The 25,239-nt window shown below is 59.8% G+C and carries 23 protein-coding genes and 2 tRNA genes; 17 read left to right on the top strand and 8 right to left on the bottom strand.

Annotation, left to right across the window (positions count from 1 at the left end):
- Positions 1–288 precede the first annotated feature (288 nt).
- Entirely contained in the window at positions 289–498 is a 210-nt protein-coding gene (locus AC1RDQ_RS17180) for a cold-shock protein (protein WP_002554837.1), read from the top strand.
- Between the two features lie 149 nt (positions 499–647).
- Here AC1RDQ_RS17180 and AC1RDQ_RS17175 read toward each other — a convergent pair whose 3' ends face one another.
- The gene (locus AC1RDQ_RS17175; protein ID WP_090453513.1) at positions 648–1,655 is read right to left on the bottom strand and encodes a DUF481 domain-containing protein; all 1,008 of its coding nucleotides are present in this window, start codon (positions 1,653–1,655) and stop codon (positions 648–650) included.
- A 130-nt stretch (positions 1,656–1,785) separates the two neighbouring features.
- On the opposite strand from AC1RDQ_RS17175, the gene AC1RDQ_RS17170 reads away from it, so the two are divergent.
- From AC1RDQ_RS17170 to AC1RDQ_RS17155, 4 genes are all read left to right on the top strand, one after another.
- The gene (locus tag AC1RDQ_RS17170; RefSeq protein ID WP_219733057.1) at positions 1,786–2,172 is read left to right on the top strand and encodes an MGMT family protein; all 387 of its coding nucleotides are present in this window, start codon (positions 1,786–1,788) and stop codon (positions 2,170–2,172) included.
- Between the two features lie 44 nt (positions 2,173–2,216).
- Positions 2,217–3,776 (top strand): AmpG family muropeptide MFS transporter, encoded by a 1,560-nt coding sequence (locus tag AC1RDQ_RS17165; RefSeq protein WP_057716135.1) that lies wholly within the window; start codon positions 2,217–2,219, stop codon positions 3,774–3,776.
- A 143-nt stretch (positions 3,777–3,919) separates the two neighbouring features.
- The gene (locus AC1RDQ_RS17160; RefSeq protein WP_057716136.1) at positions 3,920–5,635 is read left to right on the top strand and encodes a proline--tRNA ligase; all 1,716 of its coding nucleotides are present in this window, start codon (positions 3,920–3,922) and stop codon (positions 5,633–5,635) included.
- A gap of 19 nt (positions 5,636–5,654) precedes the next feature.
- Positions 5,655–6,608 (top strand): hypothetical protein, encoded by a 954-nt coding sequence (locus AC1RDQ_RS17155; protein ID WP_057716137.1) that lies wholly within the window; start codon positions 5,655–5,657, stop codon positions 6,606–6,608.
- Positions 6,609–6,706: 98 nt separating this feature from the next.
- Here the strand turns inward: AC1RDQ_RS17155 and dinB are convergent, their stop codons facing one another.
- Entirely contained in the window at positions 6,707–7,768 is a 1,062-nt protein-coding gene (gene dinB, locus AC1RDQ_RS17150) for a DNA polymerase IV (protein ID WP_057716138.1), read from the bottom strand.
- 300 nt (positions 7,769–8,068) lie between these two features.
- Here dinB and AC1RDQ_RS17145 point away from each other — a divergent pair.
- From AC1RDQ_RS17145 to AC1RDQ_RS17130, 4 genes are all read left to right on the top strand, one after another.
- Positions 8,069–8,145, top strand: a tRNA-Met gene (locus AC1RDQ_RS17145).
- Between the two features lie 232 nt (positions 8,146–8,377).
- Positions 8,378–8,454 (top strand) — tRNA-Met (locus AC1RDQ_RS17140).
- A 279-nt stretch (positions 8,455–8,733) separates the two neighbouring features.
- On the top strand, positions 8,734–11,376 hold the full coding sequence (gene mprF / locus AC1RDQ_RS17135; RefSeq protein WP_090453509.1) for a bifunctional lysylphosphatidylglycerol flippase/synthetase MprF: 2,643 nt from the start codon (positions 8,734–8,736) through the stop codon (positions 11,374–11,376).
- A complete protein-coding gene (locus AC1RDQ_RS17130) occupies positions 11,376–12,671 on the top strand; it encodes a virulence factor family protein (RefSeq protein WP_492587765.1) in 1,296 nt (431 codons plus the stop codon). Before mprF ends, AC1RDQ_RS17130 begins: the two co-directional genes overlap by 1 nt.
- Before the next feature lie 180 nt (positions 12,672–12,851).
- On the opposite strand, the gene AC1RDQ_RS17125 is transcribed toward AC1RDQ_RS17130, so the two are convergent.
- Positions 12,852–14,753 (bottom strand): potassium transporter Kup, encoded by a 1,902-nt coding sequence (locus AC1RDQ_RS17125; RefSeq protein WP_090453505.1) that lies wholly within the window; start codon positions 14,751–14,753, stop codon positions 12,852–12,854.
- A 293-nt stretch (positions 14,754–15,046) separates the two neighbouring features.
- Here AC1RDQ_RS17125 and rimO point away from each other — a divergent pair, with 293 nt between their 5' ends.
- From rimO to tsaA, 6 genes are all read left to right on the top strand, one after another.
- Positions 15,047–16,384, top strand: coding sequence for a 30S ribosomal protein S12 methylthiotransferase RimO (rimO, locus tag AC1RDQ_RS17120; RefSeq protein ID WP_057716142.1), 1,338 nt, complete (start codon positions 15,047–15,049; stop codon positions 16,382–16,384).
- A gap of 112 nt (positions 16,385–16,496) precedes the next feature.
- Positions 16,497–16,970: a GNAT family N-acetyltransferase gene (locus AC1RDQ_RS17115; RefSeq protein WP_057716143.1), complete on the top strand. Its 474-nt coding sequence runs from the start codon at positions 16,497–16,499 to the stop codon at positions 16,968–16,970.
- A gap of 212 nt (positions 16,971–17,182) precedes the next feature.
- Positions 17,183–17,893: an rRNA pseudouridine synthase gene (locus AC1RDQ_RS17110; protein WP_154861802.1), complete on the top strand. Its 711-nt coding sequence runs from the start codon at positions 17,183–17,185 to the stop codon at positions 17,891–17,893.
- 75 nt (positions 17,894–17,968) lie between these two features.
- Entirely contained in the window at positions 17,969–18,439 is a 471-nt protein-coding gene (locus AC1RDQ_RS17105; protein WP_046041186.1) for a YehS family protein, read from the top strand.
- A 215-nt stretch (positions 18,440–18,654) separates the two neighbouring features.
- A complete protein-coding gene (locus AC1RDQ_RS17100) occupies positions 18,655–19,425 on the top strand; it encodes an SDR family oxidoreductase (RefSeq protein WP_057716145.1) in 771 nt (256 codons plus the stop codon).
- A 186-nt stretch (positions 19,426–19,611) separates the two neighbouring features.
- Complete coding sequence (tsaA, locus tag AC1RDQ_RS17095) at positions 19,612–20,310, top strand: tRNA (N6-threonylcarbamoyladenosine(37)-N6)-methyltransferase TrmO (RefSeq protein WP_057716146.1); 699 nt, start codon at positions 19,612–19,614, stop codon at positions 20,308–20,310.
- A 182-nt stretch (positions 20,311–20,492) separates the two neighbouring features.
- On the opposite strand, the gene fpr is transcribed toward tsaA, so the two are convergent.
- Positions 20,493–21,272: a ferredoxin-NADP reductase gene (fpr, locus tag AC1RDQ_RS17090; RefSeq protein WP_008054100.1), complete on the bottom strand. Its 780-nt coding sequence runs from the start codon at positions 21,270–21,272 to the stop codon at positions 20,493–20,495.
- Positions 21,273–21,420: 148 nt separating this feature from the next.
- Between fpr and AC1RDQ_RS17085 the strand changes: the two genes are divergently transcribed.
- On the top strand, positions 21,421–22,347 hold the full coding sequence (locus AC1RDQ_RS17085) for a LysR family transcriptional regulator (RefSeq protein WP_043302480.1): 927 nt from the start codon (positions 21,421–21,423) through the stop codon (positions 22,345–22,347).
- Here AC1RDQ_RS17085 and AC1RDQ_RS17080 read toward each other — a convergent pair.
- The 3 genes from AC1RDQ_RS17080 to AC1RDQ_RS17070 all read right to left on the bottom strand — a co-directional run bounded on the left by AC1RDQ_RS17080 (position 22,344) and on the right by AC1RDQ_RS17070 (position 24,410).
- Positions 22,344–22,706, bottom strand: a complete 363-nt coding sequence (locus AC1RDQ_RS17080) for a diacylglycerol kinase (RefSeq protein WP_057716147.1) — start codon at positions 22,704–22,706, stop codon at positions 22,344–22,346. The genes AC1RDQ_RS17085 and AC1RDQ_RS17080 overlap by 4 nt on opposite strands.
- Positions 22,707–22,781: 75 nt before the next feature.
- Positions 22,782–23,432 carry a response regulator transcription factor ErdR gene (gene erdR / locus AC1RDQ_RS17075; protein ID WP_090453499.1) on the bottom strand — a complete coding sequence of 217 codons (651 nt, stop codon included), beginning with the start codon at positions 23,430–23,432 and terminating at the stop codon, positions 22,782–22,784.
- 219 nt (positions 23,433–23,651) lie between these two features.
- Positions 23,652–24,410, bottom strand: a complete 759-nt coding sequence (locus AC1RDQ_RS17070) for a tRNA-uridine aminocarboxypropyltransferase (protein WP_492587764.1) — start codon at positions 24,408–24,410, stop codon at positions 23,652–23,654.
- 189 nt (positions 24,411–24,599) lie between these two features.
- Here AC1RDQ_RS17070 and AC1RDQ_RS17065 point away from each other — a divergent pair, with 189 nt between their 5' ends.
- Entirely contained in the window at positions 24,600–25,022 is a 423-nt protein-coding gene (locus AC1RDQ_RS17065) for a PA3611 family quorum-sensing-regulated virulence factor (RefSeq protein ID WP_057716150.1), read from the top strand.
- Here AC1RDQ_RS17065 and AC1RDQ_RS17060 read toward each other — a convergent pair whose 3' ends face one another.
- Positions 25,023–25,217, bottom strand: a complete 195-nt coding sequence (locus AC1RDQ_RS17060; protein ID WP_057716151.1) for a hypothetical protein — start codon at positions 25,215–25,217, stop codon at positions 25,023–25,025.
- Between the last annotated feature and the right edge of the window lie 22 nt (positions 25,218–25,239).

Below are 25,239 nucleotides of genomic sequence, written 5' to 3'. Positions count from 1 at the left end.
TTCAAAGTCCGCGGTGCAATTCTCGCCGAACAGGCGGGAATTACCTGCGCTGGCGACGAACCGTCACACCGCCGATCCTTAAAACAGAGAAACCTGTGCAAGAAGCATTGGCACGTTCCGGAAAAAGGGTTAAGGTGGCGTCACTGTGCTGCTTGTGTCACTGAGAATCTCTACACGATATGTTGAATTTCGATCCAACCATCTACAAGAATTTTTCCTGCTCTTTGCACTCAGTCTCGGCCAGGGTTCTTCCTGAGTCGCAGTTATCTTTGTTCAAGGAGTTACACCATGTCTAATCGCCAAACCGGTACCGTTAAGTGGTTCAACGATGAAAAAGGCTTCGGCTTCATCACTCCACAATCCGGTGACGACCTGTTCGTTCACTTCAAAGCTATCCAGTCCGACGGCTTCAAAAGCCTGAAAGAAGGCCAACAGGTTTCTTTCATCGCTACCCGCGGTCAGAAAGGCATGCAAGCTGAAGAAGTTCAAGTTATCTAACTTGTACTTGCTTTAGTAAAAAGCCCCGCCCTCAACAGCGGGGCTTTTTTGTGGGCGGGTGTTTTGTCCACACAAAAAAGATCGCCGCCTTCGACAGCTCCCGGGTTGACCCTGCAGGCGCTGTCGAAGGCGGCGATCTTTTGATGCTGTTACCAGGTCACGCCAAACCCTGCGGTGTAGCGTGTCTTGTCCAGATCCGCATCGTCGGCGCCGCTGATGATATCGCGTTCCGCCTTCAGGTTCAGCGAAGCCCAGTCAGTCACCTTGTAGCGCAACCCCATCTCGGCATCGAGCGCGTAGTCGGCCACGCCCGACAGCGGCTTGCCGACCTCACCATTGGTGAAGAACTCGACACGTTTGCCGATCAGGTAGCGGTTGTAGTCCCACTTCATGGCCAAGGCGTAGAAATTTTCCTCGCTGCCATCGGAGAATTCATAGTCCGTGCGGTTGACCAGCGAGCCCAGGGAGAACGCCCCGAGTTCGTTATCCCAGAACTGATAGCCGGGACCGGTACCGACGGTGCGTTGACGGGAAAGGTCTTCGACCTTGTCGCGTTTGTAGACCAGGCGCCCCTGCCAGAACCATTGCTCGGTCAGGAATCGGTCGATGGAGTATTCCGCCCGCCAGTTGTCCGTGGTCACCACGTCGTCCTGGAACTCACGGTTGTACTCACCTTCAGCGGTGTGCCGCCAGCGCCCGTGTCGCGCACTGGTCTTGAAGTCGATGTCGTAGTCATCGGTGTCGTTTTCCGCCCGCTGATAATCCAGCGCGACATCGACGTTGCCTTTCCACACCAGATCCTCGACCACCGGTTTTGGCTTGAGAATCTGCTGGATGCTCGCCAGTTCGACCGTCTTCGGTCCCTCGCCGTTGGCCAGCGTGACCTTGCCGTCGTCCGCCGCTTTCAACGATTTGGCTTTCTCACCACTGTAGGCATCCTGCTTGACCAGCAACTCCTGATCGCTGTCCAGGGTCTTGACCTGTTTCCAGTCGATCGTCACCGCACCGGCGTACTCGGTCTGGATCAGCAGCTTTCCGCCATCGAACAGCGTGATCTTGCCGCTCAGCTTGTCACCGTTCTTCAACCACACGGTATCGGCCAGCAAGGGAGAGGATGCGCCAAGGACGGCGAGACACAGCAGGGATCTGGACAACATAAACAAAATACAGGCTCAGGCTTGCGAGAAAAGTCGGCATTATCCGTAGGAACAATGCCCTGACAAGGACTGACCCGACTATTTCTGTTGAGTTCATTTCTCAACTTCCTGCGCAGGAATTACTCTACAGATGGTAAGGCAAACTTCTTCAGGACTGACGGACGTGACCGATCCAACCGAAGACCCCGAGAGTGCAGCGCAAATCCGACGCACGGCGCTGTATTTGACGCTGGCACAAGTACCCGAGGGCAAAGTCGTCAGCTACGGCCAGTTGGCCGAGCTCGCAGGACTGGGTCGCGCCGCCCGCTGGGTCGGGCGCACCCTCAGTCAACTGCCCGGCGACAGCAAGTTGCCCTGGCACCGTGTTCTGGGCGCAAACGGGCGTATCAGCCTGCCGGTCGGCAGCCCTTCGGGTGATGAGCAGCGCGCACGATTACGCATGGAGGGCATCAGTGTCCTGAATAATCGTGTTGATATTCAGCGCCATGGCTGGCGTCCGGTAGAGCACAGCGGTTAGAGTGCGCGCTTTGTTTCCGTATTTCTTGAGGCAGACTCCAGCCCATGCCCCGTAAAACCTGGCGCGCCGCGCTCGCCGCTTATGCCAGCCCCTCGACACTCGTGCTGTTGCTGCTTGGTTTCGCCGCCGGCCTGCCCTACATGCTGGTGTTTTCGACGCTTTCAGTCTGGCTGCGTGAAGCCGGCGTGGCGCGTGAAACCATTGGCTATGCAAGCCTGATCGGCCTGGCGTATGCCTTCAAATGGGTCTGGTCACCCCTGCTCGACCAATGGCGACTGCCATTGCTCGGCAAACTCGGTCGACGAAGGTCCTGGCTCGTGCTGTCCCAGGCACTGGTTATCCTTGGCCTGATCGGGATGGGTTTCTGCGACCCGCAAAAGCATTTGTCCTGGCTGATCGCCATTGCCGTCGTCGTCGCTTTCGCATCAGCGACGCAGGACATCGCGGTCGATGCCTACCGTCTGGAAATCGCCGAAGACAACCGCCAGGCCGCACTGGCCGCCAGTTACATGTCCGGTTACCGGGTCGCCGCGCTGCTGGCTACCGCAGGCGCGCTGTACTTCGCCGAAGGTTTTGGCTCCACCGGCTTCAACTACAAGCATTCGGCCTGGGCCGGCACTTACATCCTGTTCGGTGCCCTGATGGTCCCGGCACTGCTGACATCCCTGTTCATGCGCGAGCCGCCAGTACCATTGCGCACGCAACTGCAGGCCGGGCGCTACAGCTTCGTGCATCAACTGGCCTCGGTGTTCGTGCTGATCGTATTGCTGGTGTCCGTGCCGGCCATGTTCACCCAGCTCTACAACACCGACTTCGCCAGCGTACTGTTCGAAGGCGAGAGCCTGCTCGACCTGCTGCTGGAGGACCGTGCCTTCCTGCGCGCGATTCTCTATACCACCCTCACCGCCCTGTGCCTCTCGGCCATGGGCCGCCGTGGCCTGGCGCCAGTGCTGACACCAGTCAACGACTTCATCCTGCGATACCGCTGGCAAGCGCTATTGCTGCTCGGCTTGATCGCCACCTATCGGATGTCCGATACGGTCATGGGCGTGATGGCCAACGTGTTCTACATCGACCAGGGCTTCACCAAGGACCAGATCGCCAGCGTCAGCAAAATCTTCGGCCTGATCATGACCCTGGTCGGCGCTGGCATGGGCGGCCTGCTGATCGTGCGTTTCGGCATCCTGCCGATCCTGTTCATCGGCGGTGTCGCCTCCGCGGCGACCAACATCCTGTTCCTGATGCTCGCCGACATGGGCCCCAACCTGAACATGCTGGTGCTGACCATCTCCCTGGACAACTTCAGCTCGGGCCTGGCGACCTCGGCGTTCGTCGCCTACCTGTCGAGCCTGACCAACCTCAAATTCTCCGCCACCCAATACGCCCTGCTCAGCTCGATCATGCTGCTACTGCCACGCCTGATCGGCGGCTATTCAGGGGTCATGGTGGAGAAGTTCGGTTATCACGACTTCTTCCTGATTACCGCCCTGCTGGGCGTCCCGACCCTGCTGTTGATCGCGCTGCACTGGTTCCAGGAGAACCGCCGTGAAGGTCCGACACCTACACCGGAACCGGTGCACACCCCGGTCGCCGAAGAATCGTAGGTTCTTTACGCAGGAAGAATCGCGGAGGGCCGAGTGAATCGCGCCCTCCTGCCACACCACCGACCGCACGCCTGTACGCCAGCGGATCTCGCCCGTACAATGCTCCGTCATATCTCGTCATCAGCAATCGATAACGGCCAACCATGCGCACCAGTCAATTTTTGCTCGCCACACAAAAAGAAACGCCTTCCGACGCGGTCGTGATCAGCCACCAGCTGATGCTGCGCGCCGGCATGATCCGCAAACTCGCCTCAGGCCTGTACACCTGGCTGCCGATGGGCTTGCGGGTAATGCGCAAGGTCGAAGCCGTCGTTCGTGAAGAAATGAACGCTGCCGGCTCTCTCGAAGTGTTGATGCCAAGCACGCAACCGGCTGAGCTGTGGCAGGAATCCGGGCGCTGGGAAGAGTACGGCCCTGAATTGCTGCGCTTCAAGGATCGCCACGGTCGCGACTTCTGCGCCGGCCCGACCCACGAAGAAGTCATCACCGATCTGATGCGCAACGAATTGAGCAGCTACAAGCAGCTGCCGATCAACCTGTACCAGATCCAGACCAAATTCCGTGACGAAATCCGCCCACGCTTCGGCTTGATGCGCGGCCGCGAATTCATCATGAAGGACGCCTACTCCTTCCACGCCGACCAGCCTTCGCTGCAGGTCACCTACGACCGCATGCACCAAGCCTACTGCAACGTTTTCACCCGTCTGGGCCTGAAGTTCCGCCCTGTAGAAGCCGACAACGGCTCCATCGGCGGTGCCGGCTCCCACGAGTTCCACGTACTGGCCGAGTCCGGTGAAGACGACATCGTGTTCAGCAACGGCTCCGACTACGCCGCCAACATCGAAAAGGCCGAAGCCGTGCCTCGCGAAACCTCGCGTGCCGCTGCGACCGAAGAGCTGCGCCTGGTCGACACACCGAACGCCAAGACCATTGCGCAACTGGTCGAAGGCTTCAACCTGCCGATCGAGAAAACCATCAAGACCCTCGTGGTGCATGCTGAAGAGAAAGGCAAGCTGATTGCCCTGATCATCCGTGGCGACCATGAGCTGAACGAAATCAAGGCCGCCAACCAGCCAGGCGTTGCCAGCCCGCTGGTCATGGCCTCGGAAGGCGAACTGCGCGAGGCCATTGGCGCCGGTGCAGGTTCCCTCGGCCCGTTGAACCTGCCGCTGCCGATCATCATCGACCGTTCGGTCGAGCTGATGAGCGACTTCGGCATCGGTGCCAACATCGATGATAAACACTACTTCGGTGTGAACTGGGAACGCGACCTGCCTGTTCCGACCGTTGCCGACCTGCGCAACGTCGTGGCCGGCGACCCGAGCCCGGACGGCAAGGGCACCCTGGAGATCAAGCGCGGCATCGAAGTCGGGCACATCTTCCAGCTGGGCAACAAGTACAGCAAAGCGATGAAATGCGAAGTGCTGGGCGAGAACGGCAAGCCGGTCACCCTGGAAATGGGCTGCTACGGCATCGGTGTGTCTCGCGTGGTGGCGGCTGCCATCGAGCAGAACAACGACGAAAACGGGATCATCTGGAGCGACACCCTCGCGCCGTTCCAGATTGCCCTGGTGCCGCTGCGCTATGAAACCGAGCAGGTTCGCGAAGCCACCGACAAGCTGTACGCGCAACTTACCGCTGCCGGCTTCGAAGTGCTGCTGGATGACCGTGACAAGAAAACCAGCCCGGGCATCAAGTTCGCGGACATGGAGCTGATCGGCATTCCACACCGGATCGTGGTCAGCGACCGCGGCCTGGCCGAAGGCAACCTGGAATACAAGAGCCGTACCGAGGCCGACGCACAAGCGCTGCCGGTCGCCGACGTACTGTCCTTCCTTCAGGCCCGCATCCGCCGCTGATAGCAGATATAGAGACGTCATGTTCAAGCGAAACACCTTAGGCCTCGGTGGTGCCGCCTTGTGCGGCGCCCTGCTGGTCAGCGGCTGTGCCAATCAAATGTCACAACGCAGCGAGCACGAGGAACGTGTCGAGCGCAAATTGCTCGATCACAGCCTGCAGATCGATGTCGGTGAGCCCAAGGTGCTTGAGCTTCCGCAACGGCGGGTGAAAATCCACGAGCAGAAGACTTTCGAAGTCACCGAATACGAAGTCACGCGTCACTATGACCGCTATACGCCGTACCAACCCTGGCGGGAGATTTACGAAATCCCGCTGGGCGCGGTGGCCGTGGTAGCGGGTGTCGGTGCCAACGTGGTCAATGTGTTTGCCCTCGGCAATTTGCCGGACAGCGTGACCAAGGACTGGCTGAGCTACGGTTTCGCCGGGCTCAACCCGTTCATGAACGTGCAGTCCCATGGTCGCGCGCAGCAGAACCTGGCCGGCATTGATGAAGTCCAGCGCGACAAGCGCACGGAGTACTCAAGCCTGCCCTGGAGCGAGCGCCCGGTCGAGGTCAAGGCCGGCAAGGAAACCTTCGAACTGACCACCGACAAAAACGGCGTGTTGCGCCTGAATCTGTTGGACAACCCGTTCGCCGAACATGACATCAATCACCTGAGCCGATTGCTGATTCGTGTCGAGGATGCCAAGGACGACGTACACACCGACTCCTCGCTAGCCGTCAGCAGCACCTTGCGCAGCAAGCTCTATGAGGCCCACGGGCTGATTTATGACGATCTCGAGGGCGACGAAGTCAATCAGTGGGTCCACCGGGTCAAGCGCCTGTCGGAGCTGGGTCTTGAAGAGGAAGCCAGTGAACTGGAACAGAGCCTGATCGAACTGACACGCAATGATCCCGAATTGCAGACTGAGTTCCTGAAGTCACTGGCCCGCAATGGCGAGCGACTGGTAGCGAATCCGGGGCTGAACTAAACGCGAGCAGGCTCGCTCCCACATAGGATTTCAGGTGTTCACAAATCCAATGTGGGAGCGGGCTTGCTCGCGAAGGGGCCCCCACATTCACCACAAAACTACCGCTCAAACAACTCCATCTGCTCGAACCCGCCCCGCAAGTCCTCCAGCCGCACCCCGACACCCAACAACCGCACCGGCTTACCGCCGCGATTGAAGGCCTGGGTCAGCATCAACTGATAACTGCCCAGATCCCGCCCTGCCCCGGCCTGCTCCAATGTAGTCTGGGTGAAGTCGTGGAACTTCACTTTGACGAACGGCTTGCCCGGACGATAGCTGCTGTCGATCCGCGCCATGCGACCGGCCAGGGTCTCCAGCAGCTCGGGCAACTTGTCCAGGCAGCTCTTCAGGTCCGGCAGGTCAACGTCGTAGGTATTTTCAACGCTGATCGACTGACGACGACTGTCGTTGTGCACCACACGGTCGTCGATCCCACGGGCCAGGCTCCAGAGTCGCTCGCCAAAGCTGCCGAACTCACGCACCAGCGCCAACTTGTCCCACTCGCGCAATTGCAGGCAATCGGTGATACCCAGCTTGCCGAGCTTGTCGGCGGTGACTTTGCCGACCCCGTGCAATTTGCTCACCGGCAAACCACTGACAAAGTCCTCGACCTGGTCCGGTGTGATGACAAACAGGCCGTTGGGCTTTTTCCAGTCACTGGCAATCTTGGCCAGAAACTTGTTCGGCGCCACACCCGCCGACACGGTGATGTGCAACTGGTTGGAGACCCGGCGCCGGATGTCCTGGGCGATTCGCGTTGCACTGCCTGCGAAATGCGCGCTGTCCGACACATCGAGGTACGCCTCATCGAGCGAGAGCGGCTCGATGATCTCGGTGTAATCGCGAAAGATCGCATGAATTTCCCTGGACGCTTCTCTATAGGCATCCATGCGTGGCTTGACGATGGTCAGGTCCGGGCACAGCTTCAAGGCATGCCCAGAGGACATCGCCGAACGCACCCCGTACGCTCGCGCCTCATAATTGCAGGTGGCGATCACCCCGCGCCGGTCCGCCGACCCACCTACCGCCAGTGGTTTACCGGCCAGGCGTGGGTCGTCGCGCATCTCGATGGCTGCATAGAAGCAGTCACAATCGACGTGGATGATCTTGCGTTGGGTCATAGCAAAGCTGTGTTCATGGCAAGGAAAAGGCGTCATGGCGTGCCGGACAAACAGTATCTCACCGACACCTGTATATAGCACCAGTAGTCTGAATGTTCTTTTCCAATTGTAGGAAGAGTCGATTGTGAATTTATTTTTTCAATCGAAAAAATACTTTCAATAGACTCGCAGGCCTTGTCCTGCCTGCCTCACAGACCGGCCGACCTCCCCTTTTGAACGCTAAGCGATTGAACGGGAAGAGGTTTTATCGGAATTGGAGGTTGACACCCGAGCGCATCTCTATAGAATGAGCCACACAGACGCGGGATGGAGCAGTCTGGTAGCTCGTCGGGCTCATAACCCGAAGGTCGTCGGTTCAAATCCGGCTCCCGCAACCAAACATCAAAAAAGGCTACTCGAAAGAGTGGCCTTTTTTGTGCGCGCTCGTTTTGTAGCACCGAACGCCGAAACAAGGCCTGGACGCTCAACGAAACCGAAACCGGAAATCGTTCTGATTCCGAAACTTAGGCCATCCCTGCGACCGTTTGCCGCGATTCAACATTTATTTGACCTGCTTCAGGATTAACGGTTGACACCCCGGCGCATCTCTATAGAATGCCGCCACACAGACGCGGGATGGAGCAGTCTGGTAGCTCGTCGGGCTCATAACCCGAAGGTCGTCGGTTCAAATCCGGCTCCCGCAACCAAACATCAAAAAAGGCTACTCGAAAGAGTGGCCTTTTTTGTATCTGTTGAAAAAGTCCTTTCGCAACAATGACCTGTCACTGTGTAGCAAGCCGCTTGGGGATCACCCATGCGCCGGGTTCAGACTATGCTCTATCACAGGCTGAAGCCTCCGCGACTGATAACGCGCCATCCCTGTTGCCGGGTGATAGGCGTTAAAATTTGTGATTATTTTTTTCTACAGGGATTGGTAACTTGGCTGGATACCTCCATCCTGTCGCGCACGATCCAAGAGGTGATTGATGCGCGCCAACTCGTCTGATTCACAAGACACTGTCACAGCGACACAACCGATCAATGCCGAGCGCCTGCGCCTGCTTGATCGTTTGAGCAAATACCGTCAACCCATTGGCCTGGCGGTCACCCTGCTGCTGTTCGCAATCGCGCTGATTGCCTGTCGCCACCTGTTGAGCGAACTCGACCTTAACGCCCTGCACGACTCGATCCTCGACGTTCCGAAACCTGCCTTGATGGGCGCGCTGGCTGCAACTGTGGTGGGCTTCATCATTCTGCTCGGCTACGAATGGTCAGCCAGCCGCTATGCCGGGGCGAGCCTGGCACCGCGCACCCTGGCTCTGGGCGGTTTCACGGCCTTTGCCATCGGCAACGCCATCGGTCTTTCAATGTTGTCGGGAGGCTCGGTTCGCTATCGCCTCTATGCCCGTCATGGCCTGGGAGCGGCAGAAGTCGCCCGCATGACTTTGTTCGCCAGCCTCTCGCTGGGTTGCGCCCTGCCGCCGCTGGCTGCCCTGGCAACGCTCAGCGACCTGCCAGCGGCGTCCTCCGCCCTGGGACTCTCCGAGACGTTGCTGGGCGTAGTGGCGACTGCCGTGCTCGTGCTGTTTTCGGTGCTGGCCATCGGTATCTACCGTCGTCGGCTGCCGGAACAGCCTTACCCGGACAACCTGCTGGTCAGGATCGGGCGCCGCACCTTGCGTCTGCCCGGGCGTCGCCTGACCTTCCTGCAATTGGTCATCACCGCCCTGGACGTAGCCGCCGCCGCGACCGTGCTCTATCTGCTGCTGCCGGAAACACCACCCTTCGGTGCATTCCTTCTGGTTTACCTGCTGGCGCTGGCTGCCGGCGTGCTCAGCCATGTGCCGGGCGGTGTCGGGGTGTTCGAAGCCATTTTGCTGGCGGCGTTTTCCGACACCCTGGGTGCTGCGCCACTGGCGGCCGCCCTGCTGCTCTATCGCTTGATCTACGTGGTCCTGCCCTTGCTGGTGGCCTGCCTGTTGCTGCTGATCAACGAAGGCCAGCGCCTGTTCCAGACACGCCAGACGTTGCGCGCGGCCTCGGGTCTGGCGGCTCCGATACTGGCGGTGCTGGTGTTCCTGTCCGGTGTTGTCCTGCTGTTCTCCGGCGTCACTCCGGAAATCGATACGCGCCTGGAACACATCGGTTTTCTGATCCCCCATCGACTGGTCGATGCTTCGCACTTTGGCGCCAGCCTGGTCGGCGTGCTTTGCCTGTTGCTGGCCCAGGGGCTGCGCCGCCGGCTGTCGGCCGCGTGGATGCTGACCACCATTCTGTTACTGGTCGGCGCCCTGCTCTCGCTGCTCAAAGGCTTCGACTGGGAAGAAGCCAGCCTGATGGTGCTGACGGCGAGCCTGCTCGGGGTATTCCGCCGCTCGTTCTATCGCCCCAGCCGACTGACCGAAGTACCGTTCTCGCCGCTGTACCTGGTGGCCAGCCTGTGCGTGCTCGGCGCCTCGATCTGGTTGCTGTTGTTCGCCTACCAGGACGTTCCATACAGTCACCAACTCTGGTGGCAGTTCACTCTGGACGCCGATGCCCCTCGCGGCCTGCGCTCGCTGCTCGGGGCTGCCGTGCTGCTGGTGGTGGTGTCCCTGACCTGGCTGCTGCGCACCGCGCGCCCGGTCATTCACCTGCCCACCCCCGACGAACTGGAGCGCGCCAGCAAGATCCTCATGGCATCGGCCCAACCGGATGGCGGCCTGGCCCTGACCGGCGACAAGGCGCTGCTGTTCCACCCCAATGACGAAGCGTTCCTGATGTACGCCCGCCGTGGCCGCAGCCTGGTGGCGTTGTATGACCCGATCGGCCCGGGCCAGCAACGGGCGGAAATGATCTGGCAGTTCCGCGACCTTTGCGACATCCACCACGCCCGCCCCGTGTTCTATCAAGTGCGTGCAGAGAACCTGCCGTACTACATGGACATCGGCCTGACCGCGATCAAGCTCGGCGAAGAAGCCCGGGTCGACCTCAAGCGTTTTGATCTCGAAGCCAAGGGCAAAGAGATGAAGGACCTGCGCTACACCTGGAACCGTGGCACCCGCGACGGCCTGTCCCTGGAAATCCATGAACCCGGCCAGGCGCCGATGGATGAGCTCAAGGTAATTTCCGATGCCTGGCTGACCGGCAAGAACGTCCGGGAGAAAGGTTTTTCACTGGGCCGCTTCAGCGATGACTACCTCAAGCATTTTCGCATCGCGGTGATTCGTTTCGAAGGACGCCCGGTGGCGTTCGCAAACTTGCTCGAGACCTACGGCCATGACCTGGCCAGCCTCGACCTGATGCGCGCACACCCGGATGCGCCGAAGCTGACCATGGAGTTCATGATGGTCGGCCTGATTCAACATTATAAAAATCATGGATACGCGCGTTTCAGCCTGGGCATGGTGCCGTTGTCGGGGTTGCAACCCCGTCGCGGCGCACCCTTGACCCAGCGCCTTGGCTCGATGGTATTCCGCCGTGGTGAGCAGCTGTACAACTTCCAAGGCTTGCGCCGCTTCAAAGATAAGTTCCAGCCTGATTGGGAACCCCGTTATATGGCCGTGCCCGCCGGACTCGATCCGCTGGTTGCGCTGGCCGACACCGCTGCCCTGATCGCGGGTGGCTTGACCGGATTGGTGAAACGCTGATGATTCAACGCTCCTTGCGGTATGTATTGGGCACACTGGTGACAGTGGCCCTGATTCTCGGTGGCGGTTTCTGGTACCTGAAACGCCCGGCACCGGAGCCGACCCTCGAATTGCTGACCCCGGCCGATGGTGCGGCGATGACCCGTGTCATCCCCGGCACAACGCCACGCGCCCAGGTGCTGGTGGCGGTCAACGAAGACCAGAAACTCAGCGACAAGCAATTGATGACCCTGAGCCGCAGTGGTTCGGCGCAAATTGTTCAGGTGATCCTGCCCAAGGATTGCCTGCTGCAAAGCCGCGCCCTGCAATCGGGCCTGCGCGAACTCAAAGGCCCCGCGACCCTGGTCAGCGGCATCGGCCCTGGCGCTGTGCTGGCCTGGCGCTGGTTGTCCGAGCAAAAGGACGACAAGGCCCAGGCCGTCTCGGTTGACCTGGCCCTGGAAAAGGGCGGCTGCACTCACCTGCTACCCAAAAGCGCGGCCCACGGTCACTGGCTGGTCGCGTGGAACGACAACCCGGACGACACCAGTGCCGGCTTCGTGCGTGATCAACCGAACGCCGAAACCAGCATCAGCGACTACGACATCAACCTGCCGCAAGTGCTGAACAACGAACTGCGCAAGATCCTCGTCGGTGGCGACAAAGCCGCTGGCGGCCTGCAGATCCCGGTGGTCGAAGTGCCAGCGGGCCAGGCCAGTGACACCGTGACCCTGTTCCTGTCCGGCGACGGCGGCTGGCGCGACCTCGACCGCGACGTGGCGGGCGAGATGGCCAAGATCGGCTACCCGGTGGTCGGCATCGATACCCTGCGCTACTACTGGCAGCACAAGAGCCCGGAGCAAAGCGCGCTGGACCTGGCTGAACTGATGCAGCACTACCGGCAGAAATGGGGCACCAAGCGCTTCATCCTGACCGGCTATTCGTTCGGCGCCGACGTACTGCCGGCGATCTACAACCGCCTGGCCGAATCGGAACAGCAACGCGTCGACGCGATCATCCTGCTGGCCTTCGCCCGTACCGGCAGCTTCGAGATCGAAGTCGAAGGCTGGCTCGGCAACGCCGGCAAGGAAGCCGCCACCGGCCCGGAAATGGCCAAGCTGCCAGCCGCCAAAGTGGTGTGCATCTACGGCGAAGAAGAAACCGACGAGAGTGGCTGCACCGACAAGACGGCAGTAGGCGAAGCCATCAAGCTGCCTGGCGGCCACCACTTCGACGAGAACTATCCGGCGCTGGCCAAGCGCCTGGTGGATGTGATCGAGAAGCGTCAAGCCAAAGAAGCAGAAGCTCAAGAGTGATCTGAGCCCCACAAAAAAGCCCCCGCTGCCGCAAGGTAACGGGGGCTTTTTCATTCAACACCACAACACACTGTAGGAGCGAGCTTGCTCGCGATGGACGTCAACGATGACGCGGAAATCCTGAATAAACGCGGTGCATTTGAGACCATCGCGAGCAAGCTCGCTCCTACAGGATAAGGTTTACATTTCGACCTGCGTCCCCAATTCAATCACCCGGTTCAGCGGCAGATTAAAGAAACGCAGGTTGCCGTTGGCGTTCTGCAACATGAACGCGAACAGCGCCTCACGCCAGCGCGACATGCCTTCGAGCTTGGAGGCGATGACCGTTTCGCGGCTGAGGAAGTACGTGGTGCGCATGGGGCTGAAATCCAGCTCATCGAGATGACACAGCTTCAGCGCCTGCGGTACGTCCGGCTCATCGGTGAAGCCGAAATGCAGGATGACCCGGAAGAACCCTTCGCCATAGGAGTCGACCTCGAAGCGTCGATTCGGCGGCACCCGCGGGATGTCTTCGTACACTACCGTCAGCAGCACCACTTGCTCGTGCAGTACCTGGTTATGCAGCAGGTTATGTAACAGCGCGTGGGGCACGGCATCCGGCCGTGCCGTCAGGAACACGGCGGTGCCCTGAACACGATGGGGTGGTTGTACGGCAATGCTGCTGATGAAGATCGGCAGCGGCAATCCACCCTCATCGATACGCTCGACCAGCAACTGCTTGCCGCGCTTCCAGGTGGTCATCAGCACAAACAGCGCGAAACCCGCGATCACCGGGAATGCACCGCCCTGAACGATTTTCGGCACGTTGGCGGCGAAGTACAGACCATCGACCAACAGGAAGCCGAACAATATCGGAACCGCGAAGATTGGTGGCCACTTCCACAGCAGCAGCATCACCGCCGACACCAGGATGGTGGTCATCAGCATGGTGCCCGTCACTGCCACGCCATAGGCCGAGGCCAGGGCACCGGAGGATTCGAAACCGATCACCAGCAGGATCACGCCGACCATCAACGCCCAGTTCACCGCACCGATGTAGATCTGGCCCTGTTCGGCACTGGAAGTGTGTCGGATGTGCATGCGCGGAATGTAACCGAGCTGGATCGCCTGGCGGGTCAGGGAGAACGCACCGGAAATCACCGCTTGCGAGGCAATCACCGTGGCCAGGGTCGACAGGCCGACCAGCGGGATCAACGCCCAGCTCGGCGCCAGCAGGTAGAAGGGGTTACGGGCCGCTTCCGGATCACCTAGCAGCAGCGCGCCCTGGCCGAAGTAGTTCAGCACCAGCGCCGGCAGTACTAGGATGAACCACGCACGTGCAATCGGCTTGCGGCCGAAGTGGCCCATGTCCGCGTACAGCGCTTCGGCACCGGTCAATGCCAGCACCACGGCGCCGAGAATCGTCACGCCCATGCCCGGATGGACCATGAAGAAACGTACGCCCCACATCGGGTTCATCGCTTCCAGGACTTCCGGATGCTGGCTGATGCCATAGACGCCCAATGCACCCAGCACGAGGAACCAGGTGACCATGATCGGCCCGAACAGAATGCCGATGCGCGCCGTGCCGTGACGCTGGATCAGAAACAGCGCAACCAGCACCACCAGCGACAGCGGCACGACCCAATGGTCGATACCTTCGAACGCCAGCCCCAGGCCTTCGATCGCCGACAGTACGGAGATCGCCGGAGTGATCATGCTGTCGCCATAGAACAATGCCGCGCCGATCAGTCCGCAGACCACCAGCAACATGCGCAATTTGGCATGCCCCGCCGCCGCCCGCCGGGCCAGTGCGGTCAAGGCCATGATCCCGCCTTCGCCCTGGTTGTCGGCGCGCAGCACGAACATCATGTACTTGATCGACACGACCCAGATCAGCGACCAGAAAATGAGCGCAAGAATCCCCAGCACCCCGTCATGGTTGACCGGCACGCCATAGCCTCCGGAAAATACTTCCTTCAGGGTGTACAACGGACTGGTGCCGATATCGCCATAAACCACCCCGACTGCCGCGACCAGCATGCCGATCGGCTTCACCGCCGAATGCTCGGCATCGGTAGCCTGACTACTTGCCTGACCCATCCACCACTCCTACTTCTCAGACCCGGGCTTCTTTGAAAGAAGCACTATGCTTTGTCGTGCAGCATGCGCTGTTTTACTTCACGTTACAGACGTTTTGTTGACAGTAAAAAATCTGTAAAGCCTAACGGCGCGAAGCATAGCGCAGCACTCGTCGTATTTCCCCGCATAAAGCTGGTCAAGTGAACGACTCATCGCTAGAATTGCGCACTTTTTGATCAGAGGCGCAGTTCAAGCGCCCGTCCGTCGGTTTTGCCCTGCCCGGCAAGCGGCGTCACAAAATACCGAGGTTAGACATGTCCACCACTCCTGCGCCGGCCAATCCAAAGGTTGGCTTCGTATCCCTGGGTTGCCCCAAAGCACTGGTCGACTCCGAGCGCATCCTTACCCAGCTGCGCATGGAAGGCTATGACGTGGTGTCCACCTACCAGGACGCCGATGTCGTGGTAGTCAACACTTGCGGCTTCATCGATTCGGCCAAGGCCGAGTCCCTGGAAGTGATTGGCGAAGCCATCAAGGAAAACGGCAAGGTCATCGTGACCGGCTGCATGGGCGTCGAAGAAGGCAACATTCGCAACGTACACCCGAGCGTGCTGGCGGTGACCGGCCCGCAGCAGTACGAGCAAGTGGTCAATGCCGTGCACGAAGTCGTGCCGCCGCGCCAGGACCACAACCCGCTGATCGACCTGGTGCCGCCACAAGGCATCAAGCTGACCCCGCGCCACTACGCCTACCTGAAGATTTCCGAAGGCTGCAACCACAGCTGCAGCTTCTGCATCATCCCGTCGATGCGCGGCAAACTGGTCAGCCGCCCGGTGGGTGATGTGCTCGACGAGGCCCAGCGTCTGGTCAAGTCCGGCGTCAAAGAGCTGTTGGTGATCTCCCAGGACACCAGCGCCTACGGCGTCGATGTGAAATACCGCACCGGTTTCTGGAACGGCGCGCCGGTGAAAACCCGCATGACCGAACTCTGCGAAGCCCTGAGCACCCTCGGCGTCTGGGTTCGCCTGCACTACGTTTACCCGTACCCGCACGTTGACGAGCTGATCCCGCTGATGGCCGCCGGCAAGATCCTGCCGTACCTGGACATCCCGTTCCAACACGCCAGCCCGAAAGTGCTCAAGTCGATGAAACGCCCGGCCTTCGAAGACAAGACCCTGGCGCGGATCAAGAACTGGCGCGAAATCTGCCCGGACCTGATCATCCGTTCGACCTTCATCGTCGGCTTCCCGGGCGAGACCGAAGAAGACTTCCAGTACCTGCTGAACTGGCTGACCGAAGCCCAGCTCGACCGCGTCGGCTGCTTCCAGTACTCGCCGGTTGAAGGCGCACCGGCCAATGACCTGGACCTGGAAGTCGTCCCGGACGACATCAAGCAGGACCGCTGGGAGCGCTTCATGGCGCACCAGCAGGCCATCAGCTCGGCGCGTCTGCAAATGCGCATCGGCCGTGAGATCGAAGTGCTGGTCGATGAAGTCGACGAGCAAGGCGCGGTCGGCCGCTGCTTCTTCGATGCCCCGGAAATCGACGGCAACGTATTCATCGACAACGGCAGCAACCTCAAGCCGGGCGACAAGGTCTGGTGCAAAGTGACCGACGCCGACGAATACGATCTGTGGGCTGAACAGATCTAAACGCAAAAAATACGCAAAGCCCCGCTCTCTTGACGAGATGCGGGGCTTTTTTACGGCTATCGTTTGCACATGGAAGGATTCCTATCAACCACTGCATAAGAGGCAGACGGGCATGCGTCAGCATTCGGTCATCCACACGCCGAAACTCGGCGACTACGAAGAATTGACCCGGGTCTGGGAGGCCTCGGTACGCGCCACCCACGACTTTCTGCCAGACAGCTACATCGAACTGCTGAAGAACCTGGTGCTGACCCGCTACCTCGACGCGGTGATGCTGATCTGCACCAAGGATTCGAACCAGCGCATCACCGGGTTCGCCGGCGTCGCGGCCGGCAAGATCGAAATGCTCTTCATCGACCCCGACCATCGCGGCCAGGGCCTGGGCAAGAAATTGTTGCACTATGCCCTGGAACACCTGAACGCCGACGAACTGGACGTCAACGAACAGAACCCGCAAGCCCTCGGCTTTTACTTCAAGCAAGGCTTCGAGGTCATCGGTCGTTCGGAGGTCGATGGCATGGGCCAGCCGTATCCGTTGTTGCACATGCGTTTGCGCCGGGCCCAGAAACACTCCCAACATGGCTGATACAACACAGACATCTGTAGGAGCTGGCTTGTCGGGTCGCCGCATCGCAGCGATGGTGGTGAACGATAACGCGCTATTTCAGAAGAACGCGGTGCTCTTGAATCCATCGCTGGCAAGCCAGCTCCTACAAAAAGCACTGCGCGTAAATGGAACCGGGATTAACCGGCGCCAGGCAGGTACAATGCCCACCCCCTTTTTGTTACGGCCCTGACATGACTGACCCGATTCGTCTCTCCAAACGCCTCATCGAACTCGTCGGCTGTTCCCGTCGGGAGGCTGAGCTGTTCATCGAGGGCGGCTGGGTCACCGTCGACGGTGTGGTCATCGACGAGCCGCAATTCAAGGTCGACACCCAGAAGGTCGAGCTTGATCCAGAAGCCAAGGCCACCGCACCGGAACCGGTGACCCTGCTGCTCAATGTGCCCGCAGGCATGGACGCAGACACTGCCATGGCCACCCTCGGCGCCGAGACCCTGAGCGAAGAGCACCGCTACGGCAAGCGCCCGTTGCGCGGGCACTTCCTGCGCCTGACCGCCAGCACCGACCTGCAGGCCAACGCCAGCGGGCTGCTGGTGTTCACCCAGGACTGGAAAATCCTGCGCAAACTTACCGCCGACTCCAGCAAGATCGAGCAAGAGTATGTGGTCGAGGTTGAAGGCGAGATGGTGGCCCACGGCCTGAACCGCCTGAACCACGGCCTGACCTACAAGGGCAAGGAGTTGCCGGCGGTCAAGGCCAGCTGGCAGAACGAGAACCGTCTGCGCTTTGCCATGAAGAACCCGCAGCCGGGCATCATCGCCCTGCTCTGCCAGGCGGTCGGCCTCAAGGTCGTCGGTATCCGCCGTATTCGCATCGGTGGCGTGTCCATCGGCAAAGTGCCGGTGGGGCAATGGCGCTATCTGTCCGGCAAAGAGAAGTTCTAAGGCTTTTCTCGCCGCCATCCATTTCGGCGCCGCGCCTGGCCGCGACGCCCACAGCTGAATATCAGGACTGCACACATGATTCATAACGACGTACTGCGCAGCGTGCGCTACATGCTCGACATCAGCGACAAGAAAGTCATCGAGATCATCAAGCTCGGCGGCCTGGACGTGACCCTGCCGGACCTGTTGACCTACCTCGACAAGAAAGAGGAAGACGAGGAAGGTTTCGTACGCTGCCCGGACGAAGTCATGGCGCACTTCCTCGACGGCCTGGTGATCTTCAAGCGCGGCAAGGACGAAAGCCGCCCACCGCAGCCGATCGAAGTGCCGGTGACCAATAACATCATCCTGAAAAAGCTGCGGGTGGCGTTCGAGCTCAAAGAAGACGACATGCACGCAATCCTCAAGGCTGCCGAGTTCCCGGTGTCCAAGCCTGAGCTGAGCGCACTGTTCCGCAAGTTCGGTCACACCAACTATCGCCCGTGCGGCGACCAGCTGCTGCGCAATTTCCTCAAGGGCCTGACCCTGCGAGTGCGCCCGCAGTAAGCTCAAGACACATCTGTTTTCTGTAGGAGCTGGCTTGCCAGCGATGGTCGCAAACGATAACGCGTGCTGACTGGATGAACGCGGCGGTCTCTCATCCTTCGCTGGCAAGCCAGCTCCTACAGGACCGAATGCCTCCCTATTCCGCGCAAAAATAGTGGCTCCGCTTCTGGCGGCTGACGACTAGGGTGTAAAGACCTCAGTTCTCAGGATTCGCCATGCATCCCTACTTTTCCCTGCAAGGCCGCACCGCCCTGGTGACCGGCGGCACCCGTGGTATCGGCAAGATGATCGCCAAGGCCTACGTCGAGGCGGGCGCCACCGTATACGTCTGCGCCCGCGACGTCGAAGCCTGCCAGCAAACCGCTGACGAACTCGGTGCACTTGGCCGCTGCCGCGCCATCGCGGCGAACCTCGCCACCGAAGAGGGCGTCCTGCAACTGGCCACCCGCCTGGGCGAGCAGATCACTCATCTGGACATCCTGGTGAACAATGCCGGCACCACCTGGGGCGCACCGTTGGAGAGCTACCCGATCAAAGGCTGGGAAAAAGTCATGCAGCTCAACGTGACGTCGGTGTTCAACTGCATCCAGCAGTTCCTGCCCCTGCTGCGCAAGGCCGGTTCCGAAGCGAATCCGGCGCGGATCATCAACATAGGATCGGTGGCAGGGATTTCCTCCTTCGGCGAGCAGGCGTATGCCTACGGGCCGAGCAAGGCTGCGTTGCACCAACTGTCGAGGATTCTGGCGCGCGAACTGGTGAGCCAGCACATCAACGTCAACGTGATCGCCCCGGGGCGGTTTCCGAGCAAGATGACCCAGCACATCGGCAATGATGAACAGGCGCTGGCGCAGGATACGGCGTTGATCCCGATGAAGCGTTGGGGCCGCGAGGAGGAAATGGCGGCGCTGGCGATCAGTTTGGCGAGTACTGCCGGGGCTTATATGACCGGGAATATCATTCCGCTGGATGGTGGGTTCAGCCTGTAGATCGGCGGTGCGGCCATCGCGGGCAAGCCACGCTCCCACAGGTTTTGAGACGGACACAAATCTTGTGTGCGCTCGAGAACCCTGTGGGAGCGTGGCTTGCCCGCGATGACGGACCGATAGGCGCCACCGGGCCAAAGGCCGTGTGGGTTATCATGCCTGCCTTAAATTCCACCTCGACCCCAAACCATGACCTACAGCGTTTCCCCCATCGGCTTCGTGCGCTCCTGCTTCAAGGAGAAATTCGCCATTCCGCGCCAACCGCAACTGGCCCCGGCTGCCCGTGGCGTGCTGGAACTGGTGGCTCCGTTCGATCAAGGGGACGCGGTACAAGGCCTGGAGCAGGTCAGCCACGTGTGGCTGCTGTTCCTGTTCCACCAGGCCCTGGAAGAAAAACCTCGCTTGAAGGTCCGCCCACCGCGCCTCGGCGGCAACAAGTCCATGGGCGTGTTCGCCACCCGCGCCACCCACCGCCCCAATGGCATCGGTCAATCCGTGGTCAAGCTGGACAAGATCGAAGCCAATCGCCTGTGGATATCCGGTATTGACTTGCTGGACGGCACGCCGATTCTCGACATAAAACCCTACGTGCCTTACGCCGACATCATCGATACAGCCACCAACAGCATCGCCAGCGCTGCGCCGCTGTTGATTCCCGTGCAGTGGACGGACGCAGCGCTGCAACAGGCTCACGAACACGCTCAGCGCCTTGAGGAGCCTTTGGTTGAGTTGATCGAGCAATGCCTGGCGCAGGATCCACGCCCGGCCTATCAAATGCCTGCACCCGAGCGGGAATACGGCGCGCAGTTCTGGGATCTGGATGTGCGTTGGCATTACCCGACACCGGAGCTGATCCGCGTCCTGGAAGTCATTCCCGCGCGGGTCTGAACTCCGGAAACGAAAAAGCCCGCATGACCTTTTCAGGCCATGCGGGCTTTTCTTTGTGCTGCGTACCTACTGTAGGAGCTGGCTTGCCAGCGATGGGCTCGAACTCACCGCGTTAAACCAGAAAACGCGCGTTATCGTTAACGACCATCGCGAGCCAGCTCGCTCCTACAGGCGACCTGCGGTCACTTCTCGACGAACGCTCGCTCGATCAGGTAATCACCCGGCTCGCGCATCCGCGGCGAAACCTTCAGGCCGAAGCTGTTCAGCACTTCACTGGTCTCGTCGAGCATGCTCGGGCTGCCGCACAGCATGGCACGGTCGTCCTGCGGGTTGATCGGTGGCAGACCGATGTCGCTGAACAGCTTGCCGCTGCGCATCAGGTCGGTCAGGCGACCTTCGTTCTCGAACGGCTCACGGGTCACGGTCGGGTAGTAGATCAACTTGTCACGCAGCGCGTCACCGAAGAACTCGTTCTGCGGCAGGTGCTCGGTGATGAACTCGCGGTAAGCGACTTCGTTGACGTAACGAACGCCGTGGCACAGGATCACTTTTTCGAAGCGCTCGTAGGTTTCCGGGTCCTGGATGACGCTCATGAACGGCGCCAGACCGGTGCCGGTGCTGAGCAGGTACAAATGTTTGCCAGGCTTGAGGTCATCCAGTACCAGCGTGCCGGTAGGCTTCTTGCTGATGATGATCTCGTCGCCTTCCTTCAGATGCTGCAACTGCGAAGTCAGCGGACCATCAGGCACCTTGATGCTGAAGAACTCGAGATGCTCTTCCCAGTTCGGGCTGGCAATCGAGTAAGCGCGCATAAGCGGGCGGCCGTTGGGCTGTTGCAGGCCGATCATCACGAACTGACCGTTCTCGAAGCGCAGGCCCGGATCACGGGTGCACTTGAAGCTGAACAGAGTGTCGTTCCAGTGGTGAACACTGAGGACACGCTCGTGGTTCATGTTGCTCATGTACGTGGGACTCCTGGAGATTTGTCTGCGCGTGTTCGGCGCCTGCTCTGCAAAAAAAGCCAGCTCTGCGCAATTGCATCGCATTCTAAAGGCAGAGACAATATCTGTTAAATGGATTATTAAGATAAGGGTTATCGGTTATATCGATATGCGATTTACTCTCCGTCAACTTCAAGTATTCGTCGCCGTCGCCCAGCAGGAAAGTGTGTCCCGTGCCGCGGGTCTGCTCAACCTCTCGCAATCGGCGGCGAGCACCTCGATCACCGAACTGGAGCGCCAGTGCAGCTGCCAGTTGTTCGACCGTGCCGGCAAACGGTTGAGCCTGAACGCCCTGGGCAAACAGCTGTTGCCACAAGCGGTGGCGCTGCTGGACCAAGCCAAGGAAATCGAGGACCTGCTCAATGGCAAATCCGGTTTCGGCTCGCTGGCCGTGGGTGCGACCCTGACCATCGGCAATTACCTGGCCACATTGTTGATCGGCAGCTTCATGCAGCGCCACCCGGAAAGCCAGGTGAAGCTGCATGTGCAGAACACTGCCAATATCGTGCAGCAAGTGGCCCACTATGAAATTGATCTGGGTCTAATCGAAGGCGACTGCAGTCATCCGGACATCGAAGTGCAAAGCTGGGTCGAGGACGAACTGGTGGTGTTTTGCGCCCCTCAGCATCCGTTGGCCAAGCGTGGCACGGCCACCATGGAGGAGTTGAGCCACGAAGCCTGGATCCTGCGCGAACAGGGCTCGGGCACGCGGTTGACCTTCGATCAAGCCATGCGCCATCACCGCACTTCGTTAAACATCCGGCTCGAGCTTGAGCACACCGAAGCGATCAAACGCGCGGTGGAGTCTGGTTTGGGGATTGGCTGCATTTCCAGGCTGGCTTTGCGCGACGCATTTCGCCGCGGCAGCCTGGTGCCTGTCGAGACGCCGGATCTGGATCTGGCGCGACAGTTTTATTTCATCTGGCATAAACAGAAATATCAGACCTCGGCGATGCGCGAGTTCCTCGATCTGTGCCGCGCCTTCACCGCCGGGGTTCAGCGCAGCGACGAGATCGTGCTGCCGACGATCGCCTAGAGCAGAATCACCGCCCACACCAGGGCAATCATGCTCAATGCCACGGCCTGGGCGGCACTGCCCATGTCCTTGGCATTCTTGGACAGCGGGTGCCGCTCAAGGGAAATGCGGTCGATGGCCGCCTCTACGGCCGAGTTGAGCAACTCGACGATCAACGCCAACAGGCATACCGCGATCAACAACGCCTGTTCGACCCGGCTGACATTCAGGAAGAACGACAAAGGAATCAGGATGACGTTGAGCAATACCAATTGCCGAAAGGCAGCTTCACCGGTGAAGGCTGCGCGCAGGCCGTCCAACGAATAACCGGAAGCATTGAGAATACGTTTCAGGCCGGTCTGGCCTTTGAAAGGTGACATAGAGTGGGCAACTGGCAAAAAAGAAGTGGGAAAGCTAGTTCAACCAAAGTCAAAAAAGCGTGAATTTGCCAGCCTTTAATGGCTGGAAATTGACTCAAGTTGTTGCAAGAGCAGCGCGGCCTGGGTCCGGGTCCGCACATTCAGTTTACGGAAAATCGCGGTCACGTGCGCCTTGATAGTCGCCTCGGAAACACTCAGCTCGTAGGCGATCTGCTTGTTCAGCAAGCCTTCGCAGACCATGGTCAGTACCCGGAATTGTTGCGGGGTGAGGCTGGCAAGCCCTTCGCTGGCCGCCTTGGCTTCATCCGAGACGCTGACCGCTTCGAACGCCTGTGGCGGCCAGAACACGTCGCCGTCGAGGACCGCCCGCACGGCTTTCTGGATCACACTCAAGTCGCTGGATTTGGGAATGAAGCCACTGGCGCCGAATTCACGAGACTTGACCATGATGGTCGGTTCTTCCTGGGCCGAGACCATGACCACCGGAATCTGCGGGTACTGCCCCCGCAGCAGGACCAGCCCGGAAAAACCGTAGGCCCCCGGCATGTTCAGGTCCAGCAGCACCAGATCCCAGTCGGACTTTTCCGTCAGGCGGGCTTCCAGTTCGGCGATGCTCGCCACTTCCACCAGACGGACATCCGGGCCAAGGCCCAGGGTCAGCGCTTGATGCAAGGCACTACGAAAAAGTGGGTGGTCATCGGCAATCAGGATTTCGTATGTGGCCATTTTTCAAATGATCCTGTTTTTCATGGGACGCCCGATGCATTCGGACCTCGCCAAAGCACCTCAAGGCACAGCCACGCAGCTGCACTGACAAGGCACGCTCAGCGCAAAAAAACGGCGCCGAAAACTCCGGCCGCACCCTAATCGGCGCCAAGCATGCCCAGCGAAGCCGGGGTGGTCAAGCAGCATGGCCGGTACACTTTATTGCAGTATGCGCGACAATCAGTCCATCAATTGGGCGGCCACCTGAACATAGGGCATCAATTCGGCGTGCGCAGGGGTCGAAACGTTCATGTCCAACTGATGTTTGGCATCGAGGTAATGCTGGCTGAACACATCGAAGTAGGCATCCAGCGCCGATGCCGCCGCGACATCACCTGCAAGGTCGAGGCATAGCGCCGCCACTTCCGCCGTGCACAGATGCTCGCTGCGGGTCGAGCGGCGCAACCGGTAGCGGGAGAGTTTCTCTGGCAACAGGCTGAGGATCGGCAGTCGGTCGAAATAGGGGCTCTTGCGAAAGATCTTTCGCGCTTCAGTCCAGGTCGCATCCAACAGAATGAAAAGCGGGCGCTTCGTGCCATCGACGTCCACGGTGTTTGTCACCCGCTCAGGTTCGACGTACTCACCCGGAAACACCAGGTAAGGCTGCCATTGCGGGTCGGACAACAGCGCCAGCAACTTCGGATCAATCTCAGTACGGGACCAGATGAAGGCATGGTTGTCAGGCACCACGTCGGCAATCAGCCAACCGGTGTTGCTCGGCTTGAACACCTCCTTGTTGGTCATGATCAGGCACACGCCGGAGCGGGAAGCGACCTGCGGACGCCATGCACACAGACAGTGACTCTCGATCACCCGGCAGTCACGGCAGCGCGGCGCACGCCAGCCGCGGGCCTGAATCGGCTTGATGCCCTCCTCTTCGCGCTGATCGCGCAAGCGGGCCACGGCATTCAAGGCAAAGCGCGCGGGGGTATGACTCATCGCGGGCAACGCCCACAGAGAAGGGAAATCGACACGAAAAACACTCGACAGGGTAAAAAGTGCCAGCAGTTTACCAGACCGCCCGGCGCAAGCCTGTACCGTCCAGCTAGCCTCCCCTATAATTCGCCGCCACTGAACGCACAGTCACGTGACGGGTCAAACCCCGCATCACTGAACCAGGAGAGTTTCATGCTGCGCCTTATCGTTCCTACCGCGGCCATTTTGCTGGCGTCGTCCTTCAACGCCCAGGCTGCGTCCTTGAAAGACACGGAACTGAACAAAATGCTGCAAAACGTCGCCACCCAAAGCAGCGTCGGCACTCCTCGAGCGATCAACGAAGACATTCTCGATCAAGGCTACACCGTTGACGGCAAACAGCTGATCAACCATCTGAGCGTGCAGAGCAGCCACGCCGACAAGATGCGCGCAGATCCAAAAGCGGTTTACTTCCAGTTGGGGGCCTCAGTCTGCCGAAACGAAGGGTTTCGCAAGCTGATGGCCAAGGGCGCGATCATGCGTTACGACTTCACTGAGGTGAAAACCAACCGCCCGGTCGGTTCCGCAAGCTTCCAGGAATCGGATTGCCTGCAACCGGCCAAGAAGAAAAAGTAATCACCTGGAGTTGGCGCGCCGTTGTTCATCTTCGGCGCGCAGTTCCGCCAGCAGCGCCTGCAAGTAATGCGAACGACGCTCGCCACCGCGCAAACGTCGGCAGCACTCCTCTTCGAGACTCAAATGATGGGTCTCGGCCGATGACTTCAGCAATCGATACAGTTGCGTATCGATCTCCAGAACGACTCTGGCCATGGTTTCCCGCCTCCTTGCACTT

The organism is Pseudomonas sp. GW823-FHT02E01 (genome assembly GCF_058797535.1).
This window is presented reverse-complemented; position numbering and strand designations above follow the sequence as displayed.